The organism is Neptunomonas sp., from assembly GCF_041601355.1.
GTDB lineage: Bacteria > Pseudomonadota > Gammaproteobacteria > Pseudomonadales > Balneatricaceae > Neptunomonas.
Genome location: NZ_JBFIIH010000153.1, coordinates 1 through 8,202, shown reverse-complemented (window position 1 = coordinate 8,202; position 8,202 = coordinate 1). Strand labels below are relative to the sequence as shown.

The following is an 8,202-nucleotide window of genomic DNA, read 5'->3' as shown; positions in this document are numbered from 1 at the left end:
CAGTGTGCCCAATTTTTTGCGAATCAGCGCCTCTTCAGTAGGACAATCCATCTGCATAATACGAATAGGGGTACGCAAGCCATTATCAACTCTCTGCGACCCGGATAGCGTACTGGCAATAGCAGGCTCAGCAGCACAGCACGACGTCACACGGTTATTATCTGTGTGATTTTGTACATGACCCTGCTCTTTCTCCTGAGGGTTATTATCGGCTACTGACCCACAACAACTGCTTATCGAATCGCGCATAGTGATTAACCTCATTCTGTCGTATGCTTAGCATTAAACACCCTGAAGCTGCTTTAGGGTCAAGCTTCAAAAGTGAATAAACCAGGAAGAAAGCAGAACGATCTTGGAGCAAACGATGAAAATTGGTGAATTAGCAAAACAGGTTGGCTTTACTGTAGAAACCATCCGTTACTATGAAAAAGAAGGATTGCTGCATCCCGCCCTGCGTGATCCGGCCAACAACTACCGCCGCTACGATCATAGCCACCTGGAGCGGCTGATTTTCATCCGTCGCTGCCGCACGTTGGCGATGACGCATGATGAAATTCAGGTATTACTAAAAGCCCGTGCTCAACCGGATGCCAGTTGTGAAACGATTAATGAGTTAATTGATGAACATATACATCATGTACAGGCCAGAATCGCCGAGCTGCAGATATTGGAAACACAGCTGATTGAGCTACGCGGCCAGTGTCGGGCAGCCCATACCACCAGCGATTGCGGTATTCTGCGTGAGTTGGATCATCCTACTGAAGACTTAACAGACCCCGCTGTAGCACATAGCCACGTGCCCGGCAGTCAATGTGGTGGCGGGCAACACACATAAACTATTCCGCGCTATCTTTACCTTCTGCTTAAGACAAAAACAGCGGCGCTAATTTATCCTCTGGCTGCTTATCTGCAACCTCTTTACCCTTATACGCCTGAACGGCGTTCCACAATGCATACCCCTGCCAGCGCTGCTCTGCCTGATCGGTTTTCTGGCTATAACTCTTCTGGCTATAACTGCGCTTATGCAGATCTGCAATCGCCTCTCGCAGCTCAGGGCTGACTCTCAAAGAGAGCTGGTTCAAATTACTACACTCTGGCCAAAACTGCTGCCCCCACTCAATCAGCGCCAATCGTGCTGCAGCGGCATTATGACTGTGACACGCTTCTTTCAAAGAAGAGAGCGACCGGTGCGGGCCGGATTGCAACTTCGCATCAGACTTTAGCGGCTGCCGATGAGCGCGCTTTTGTAGTAGCCAGACAATCAATAATGTTGCCAGGCTTCCCACCAGCGCTCCGAAGAGCGCGATCCATCCTATGCTGAGCGATTGATCGTTTGTAGCCACTGACGAAGTTTGCGCAGGAACAGCACCCACTGAATTTATTGGCGTTGGCTGCGTACGTGTTTGTGTCGCCGAGGTTGGCGCTGGGTTTTGCAAAGCAGGCTCTTGTAGCGAACTGCCTATAGGGTCCTGTGGCTTCGCTGTTGCAGAAGCTGTAGCAGGGACAGGTTGGCGCTGTACATTTTTCGCCGCCGCCACTGATATGCTTCGCGCGGCAAGTATCACTGTTTTTTCGCTGTTGCTCTTCACGTCCCACCAGGGAATGCGCACCTCTGGCAGGAACAGCTGACCTGCACGTTCGGGAATCAAGGTCACTTCCGATGTCAGCGTCGAGGTCAACACGTCATTTTCATATTGCTGGCCAACATCAGGGGTCGATGCATACTGCTTAATACCATCAATATCCGGCAAAGCGAGTTCGGCTATCTGATGGCGACTGACGCCTTCGGCTTGCAGCGTAATTGTCCGGGTTATTGGCTCCCCCACCATGAACTGATCACTGCTCCAACTATCCGTCAAGGTTAGGTTTTCTGCAGGAAGCCAGGTGTTACCAGTAAAACCGGCGGGTATCGGCTCAATTTCCAACTGATAGCCCTGTGCCGCTATCTGAATGCGGCGCATCTCACCAGGGTCAGAAAAACCGGAGAACCCGCCACTAAAAGGACTGCGGCTCTGGCGGCCCGTTTGAATCTGTCCGACGAGTCTTGCAGGGCTGATAGTCAACGCCCCGCTCTGTTGCGGTGTAATCAGCCAGGCTTGCTCAACGACGCTAATCTGACGGCCATTTAATGTTTGCTGATACTGTCGCTGATCACCCAGCGGTTCAATCAATGCCTGTCCTGCTGTGATGTCAGGGCCTTGTAAGGTGGCGTTAAATATCTGCCGCCCCAGCAACAAACTGGTTTGATAAACTAATGGCTGCTGCACTCTTGGTTGCTGGCTGGAGAGCGTTGATAACATCTCAATGCCGCCCTCTACTGCTGTGGGCTGAGTGACTTTTGACACACGCAGCGCATGTGATTCGGTCTGTTCGCCATCAATGCTGATCGACGGTATCTGCAGATCGCCCGCCCGTTTGGGTAACAGTGTCAGCACCAGCATTGTCGAACTGTCGAGCTTGCCATTACGAATGATCGTGCTGGACTGCTGGCTTCGGCCGAGCACTTCAAAATCCGCTTCCAGCGGCGTTAAATCAATCTTATTGCCATCGATATTTTTCAGATCAATACTCAGTTGAATGCTTTCGCCCTGTTCAATCAGACTGTGGTTAATACTGCTTTTAATGGCGGCCTGTAGATTAAGACTGACACACAAAAGCATAACGAAGAAGCATGCCCGCGTTCTGCTTACCATGTTTTTTCCTCTCCCGAGTTTTGCTCAGCCTGCTGGCGATACTGATAGAGAAATTTGCGACGCCATAAGCCTGCCGGATCATCTATAATTCGGTTAAGGAGCTGCTGCCTCGCTTGTTCAGATTCATCTATGGGCTGATCAGGTTGCTCTGCAGTAACACTGGCCGTCTCTTCGCCATCATGTGACCGAGCCTGATCCATCTGTTGCTTAAGATAATCTGCCGCTTGTTTCTGACCTTTATCCTTTTCTTTCGTACTATCCGTTGTTTGCTCTGTAGTTTGATTGGCCGTTTCACCTTGTAGATCTTTCTTTGCCGGGTCGGTTTGGGGTGGCGTTTCGGTCGAAGCGTTTTTTTCATTATTTGATGCCTGTTCGCCTGATTGAGTCTGATCAGTTGGCTCACTTTGCTGCCCTTGCTGATCCTGCTTGTCCTGTTTATCAGAGGATGACTGTTGCGGTTCGCCGCCCTGCTGTTGGTCTTGCTGCTGTTGATCTTGTTTTTGCTGCTGTTCCTGCTGCTTTTTCAGATCTTCCAGCAATTTTTTATTTACCTTAGCATTTTCATGATCAGGTTGTTGCTTCAGTGCCTGCTCAAACGCCGCAATCGCCTCATCAATCGCCTGCTGTTGCGCCAGAATATTACCGCGATTATACCAATCGGCAGCGGTTTGCGGCGTTGCGACGCTCTGTAATGCCGCGTCATAGTTCTGCGCTTCATACGCGGCAACTTGCTTCCAGCGCGGGTCTGCAAATGTGTCTGCAGCCGCCGCTTTATCACCCGCCTGATACTGTTCTGCGGCCTGCTGATCAGCCGTTTTCCATAAATCCTGCCATATCCCGGCTTGCGCATCCGGCGCAAAAGACAGGGCACCCAGACATATCAGAGGAAATATAAGAGGTAACATCACAGGTAACACCTGGTTCAACATACCCCGCCGAAACAGCGGCAACAACAACACAAGCGCCAGCAACACAAACCACGGACCTTCCGCTATCCAGCGTTCAACCTCAGTGGCGGCTTTGACTTCTTCGCGCTTGCCGCTGGCGAACGTGGCAATAAGGGTGGTTAAATCGGAATCATCCGCCACCAGCTGCACGGCCTTACCGCCGCCTAATGCTGCCGCTTCACGCATCTCCGGCATATTAGTACGCGCCAGTATGACCTGCCCCTGGCGATCTTTTAAGGGCCCGAACTGCGTCGGTATCGGTGCGCCTTGCGCTGACCCTACGGCTAAAATCGACAGTGTTCTTCCCTGTTGCGCTAAACGACTCGCCTCTGCCGCTATCTGCGCAGGTTCAACTTCATCACTGATGAGTAAAACGCTACCGCCTCTCACTCCCGCTTGAGCTAGCATCTCATTCGCTTGCTTAAGTGCACGATCCGCACGGCTACCAGGGGAAGGCATAATCTCAGGTTGCATCACTGGCAACTGCGCCAAAATAGTAGTGGTGTCTTCTGTTAAAGGTGTCACAACAAAAGCATCGCCCGCGTACACCAACAGTGCTACCTGACTATCCGGTAAGCGCCCCAGCAGATCTTCAATCTTAAAATGAGCCCGCTGAAGTCGGCTTGGTTTAATATCGGTCGCATTCATCGACGCTGACAGATCCAATGCAATCACCACTGCCGCGCTTTGCTTAAAGGCAGGCACAGGTTGTTGTTTCCATACCGGCTGTGCAGCAGCAACCGCAAGCAACACAGCCGCTGCAGCAACCGCAATAGCCAACAGCGGCCCTCTTTTTGACGCTGTTGGCCCTTCTTTTAACAGGCGCGGTAACAGGGCTGGATCACACACTTGCGACCAGTATTGCTGAGTACGGCCTTTCTCGCGTCGCCAGAGAACACCCATTATGGCAAAAACCGGTAACAGCAGCAGCCAGAGCGGTTGCTGGAAATGAAATGCAGCTAACATTTTAAGAACGCCTCCGCTGTAGTAATCCAGTGAGACACAGTAAGAAAATCCCACCAAGTAACGGCCATTGATAAAGCGACACTACCGGACGATAAAAGTCATCATCCTGTCCGATGGGTTCCAGCTCATTCAACAATGAATAAATCTCAGATAACTGCTCAAGATCACGCGCCCGAAAATATCGCCCTCCGGTTTTTTCTGCAATCTGCTGCAATGCCTCCTCATCAATTGCGGAGGTTCCACCACCAAAAAACTGACTGATCAACCCCCGCTGAGTTCGATCCCGGCCAATACCGATGGTATAAATCTTCAAGCCTTCTGCCGCCGCCAGTTCAGTGGCTTTATCCGGCCCAATCGAGCCTGCGGTGTTAGTACCATCAGTGATCAACACCAATATCCGCTGCTCGTTATCCATCTCTTTAAAGCGCTTCACTGCCAACCCAATCGCATCGCCAATCGCGGTTCGTTTTCCGGCCAGACCTATCTGCGCTTCATCCAGTAACTGCTTAACCGTTTTCCGGTCACGTGTCAGCGGCGCCTGCAGGTACGCCTGTTCACCAAACAAAATCAGACCGATACGATCACCTTTGCGACGCTCAATGAAATCACCGGCCACCACTTTTGTCGCGATCAGACGGTTGATCAGGCGCCCTCCCAGTTCAAAATCCTCTTCCAGCATACTTTCAGACAGATCGATGGCGAGCATCATATCGCGCCCTTCACGTTGCTGCGGAACAGGTTCACCCAACCACTGTGGCCGTGCAGCAGCCACCAGCAACAGACACCACGCCAGATAAGCGATTAAGGTGATCCATAAATCACTCCGCTGTGTGATGCTGGTCGATCCACCCACTGCCTGCTCCATGCTTTCAATAAAAGGCACCTGTAAAGCACTCTGTTTGGAATGCCGGGTAACCGGCACTAGCCAGCGCACCAACCAAGGCAAAGGCGCGAGCAACAGCAACCAGGGCAAAGCGACGTCAAACATGCTTTTGCTTCCCTTTTTTGACAGTTTTCAACCACTGACGGCAAGCTGAAAACAGTGCCGCCGTATCGTAATCAGTATCTGGACGGTAAGGACCATCTGCTAAGCACTGTAATCCCTGAGGCTGACAACCACGGCTACTACGTAATAGAAACGCCAGCCAATCATCGCCTGACAGCGCCGCCACATCCTGACGCGGAAAGAGGGTTAACGCCGTCCGTTTTAGCAGTTGATTACAGTGATTAATCAGCGCCCTCCTATCTCCATCATGCTGAAAACGCTGTTGGATACTTTTCAGCTCAGCCAATGCAGCGCGGCGCGGGTCTGCCAGGCGCCGACGAAGCCAGCAGATCATAGCGATGACGATGGTCACCGACAAAAGAATCAGCAGCCACCAGCCCGGCGCCATCGGCCACCAGCCAATCGCTTCCGGTAACTGCATCGGACGCAAAGGCAACGATTCTTTGTTCATCAGATCACTGCCTGCATAAGTGGTGATCTAAATAACGGGTGATGATGTGTCTGCCAATGCGCAAACTCAACACCGCGCAGATTACGTAAACGCTCTAATAACGCTATGCGGGCTTGAAACTGCTGCTGATAACGCTGTTGCTGCTGCTGGTCAGCATCCACTACCAATTCACGGCCGCTGCCGAAAAAACGGTAACGTTTACCCTGCGGCAGTTGCTGTTCGAGCGGATCAGAGATGAGTACCAGTTTGAGTTCACAACGCTGCGCCAGTCGCATCAGGTGCTGCTGCACCGCTTCATCAACATCATGAAAATCACTGAAGATATATAACAAAGTGCCACTGCTGATGTAACGATCCGCACCCGCCAGCACATCAGCCAACGAGGGTGAGGGCGTCGTGTTGTCTGGCATGCTTCTATCCAAGTGAGCACTGCTTCGCTCTAATGCGGCCATCATCGCCATCACCTGCTGACGATTACTACTGGGACGAAACAGTTGCTCACTGCCAGCACCTAAAATCTGCCCGCCAACCCGATCACCATTCGCCAGTGTCGTCCAGATTGTCATGGCAGCGGCGTAACAGGCGAGTACTGATTTATAATGCCCCTGAGTGGCAAAAAACATCGCAGGCCGAAGGTCCGCCAGCACAAAAACCGGACGCTCACGCTCTTCGTGATACAGCTTGGTATGTGCTTCGCCGGTACGAGCCATTAAACGCCAGTCCAGATGACGGATATCATCACCCGGCTGGTATTCGCGCACATCATCATATTCCATCCCCCGGCCACGAATATGGCTGAGATGATGACCTTCACGAATCGCCATCCGCTGTCGTCCGGGGCTACGCGCTGGCGGCCAATGACGCAAACTGAGCAGCTCATCTAACGAGATACAATGGCGCTGCGCTGGCACCGGACGTGGGCTGTTATCTGCAACAAACATGATGACCTCTTTGCCTAGGGTACGGCTACACGGGCGATCAATTCAGCAATCAACTGATCTTTATCCAGACCATTCGCCTCGGCGATATAACTCAGGCCGATACGGTGACGCAAAACACTCGGCAGCATCTCCTGAATATCATCCGGCGTGACAAAATCACGCCCCTGTAACCAGGCTTTGGCACGTACCGCCCGATCCAGCGCAATGGTGGCGCGTGGGCTGGCACCAAAGGTTAAGCTGTTTTTAAGATCGTCACCATAGGCGCCAATGTTACGCGTCGCCATCACCAGCGCGACCAGATAATCTTCCAGACTATCCGCCAGAAACACACCCATCACTTCACGCCGCGCTTCCAACAATGCCGCTTCACTCAGCAGCACATCAGAGATACCATCTTTTGGTTTCACAACATCCGTATGTTCATTACGCACCAGTCGCAAAATCAGCTTTTCCTGTTCATGCTGAGGGTAATCCACACGCACATGTAACATAAAGCGATCCAGCTGCGCTTCCGGCAACGGGTATGTACCTTCCTGCTCCAGCGGATTCTGCGTTGCCATCACCATGAAAGCGCGCGGTAACGGATAAGTTTGCCCGGCCACTGTCACCTGACGCTCACCCATCGCTTCCAACAAGGCCGATTGAACTTTCGCCGGTGCACGGTTGATCTCATCGGCCAGTAGCATATTGCAAAATAAGGGACCGGGGCGGAACTGAAACTCACCCTTTTGTGAATTAAAAATTTCTGTGCCGGTAATATCACTCGGCAACAAGTCCGGCGTGAACTGCGCGCGCTTAAACTCACCTTCCAGCAAATCACTTAATGCATGGATCGTCCGCGTTTTAGCCAGACCTGGCGGGCCTTCTAACAGCACATGCCCGTCGGTTAACAAAGCAATCAACAGGTTCTCAATCAAACCATCCTGCCCTACCACTTTACTCTGCAGCGCCACACGTAAGCGTTGTAACGTCGCCTGACGCGTGCTTGCTGTACTGACGATGCTTTCAGTGCTCTTAGTACTTTCGCTGCTATCAGCAACCACAACCTCTGCAGTCATCGGTATCTCCCAGTGACGTTATGTGTTTCAACCAGATTCAATACATTGCTCCGCGCCCAACCTGATATTTGTCGACGCAATGCTAAGCGGTGTTAAATAGACATTCTATAGATGGCGACAGGTCGAAAAAATTCAACGCT

General features: G+C 51.8%; 8 protein-coding genes. 1 reads left to right on the top strand and 7 read right to left on the bottom strand.

Going from position 1 to position 8,202, the window contains the following annotated elements; translation table 11 throughout:
* Positions 1–249, bottom strand: a 249-nt coding sequence (locus ABY436_RS17570; protein WP_372740232.1) for a hypothetical protein, incomplete at its 3' end; no start/stop codon positions are given.
* A gap of 115 nt (positions 250–364) precedes the next feature.
* Here ABY436_RS17570 and cadR point away from each other — a divergent pair.
* Complete coding sequence (cadR, locus tag ABY436_RS17565; protein ID WP_372740231.1) at positions 365–835, top strand: Cd(II)/Pb(II)-responsive transcriptional regulator; 471 nt, start codon at positions 365–367, stop codon at positions 833–835.
* Positions 836–863: 28 nt separating this feature from the next.
* On the opposite strand, the gene ABY436_RS17560 is transcribed toward cadR, so the two are convergent.
* From ABY436_RS17560 to ABY436_RS17535, 6 genes are read right to left on the bottom strand one after another with little or no spacing between them, the layout of a single operon-like run.
* Entirely contained in the window at positions 864–2,693 is a 1,830-nt protein-coding gene (locus ABY436_RS17560; RefSeq protein ID WP_372740230.1) for a BatD family protein, read from the bottom strand.
* Entirely contained in the window at positions 2,687–4,606 is a 1,920-nt protein-coding gene (locus ABY436_RS17555; RefSeq protein ID WP_372740229.1) for a VWA domain-containing protein, read from the bottom strand. The genes ABY436_RS17560 and ABY436_RS17555 overlap by 7 nt, the downstream gene beginning before the upstream one ends.
* Before the next feature lies 1 nt (position 4,607).
* Positions 4,608–5,594, bottom strand: a complete 987-nt coding sequence (locus ABY436_RS17550; RefSeq protein WP_372740228.1) for a VWA domain-containing protein — start codon at positions 5,592–5,594, stop codon at positions 4,608–4,610.
* Positions 5,587–6,063, bottom strand: a complete 477-nt coding sequence (locus ABY436_RS17545) for a DUF4381 domain-containing protein (RefSeq protein ID WP_372740227.1) — start codon at positions 6,061–6,063, stop codon at positions 5,587–5,589. The genes ABY436_RS17550 and ABY436_RS17545 overlap by 8 nt, the downstream gene beginning before the upstream one ends.
* Entirely contained in the window at positions 6,063–7,004 is a 942-nt protein-coding gene (locus tag ABY436_RS17540; RefSeq protein WP_372740226.1) for a DUF58 domain-containing protein, read from the bottom strand. The genes ABY436_RS17545 and ABY436_RS17540 overlap by 1 nt, the downstream gene beginning before the upstream one ends.
* Positions 7,005–7,018: 14 nt before the next feature.
* Positions 7,019–8,062 carry an AAA family ATPase gene (locus ABY436_RS17535; RefSeq protein WP_372740225.1) on the bottom strand — a complete coding sequence of 348 codons (1,044 nt, stop codon included), beginning with the start codon at positions 8,060–8,062 and terminating at the stop codon, positions 7,019–7,021.
* Positions 8,063–8,202: the final 140 nt, after the last annotated feature.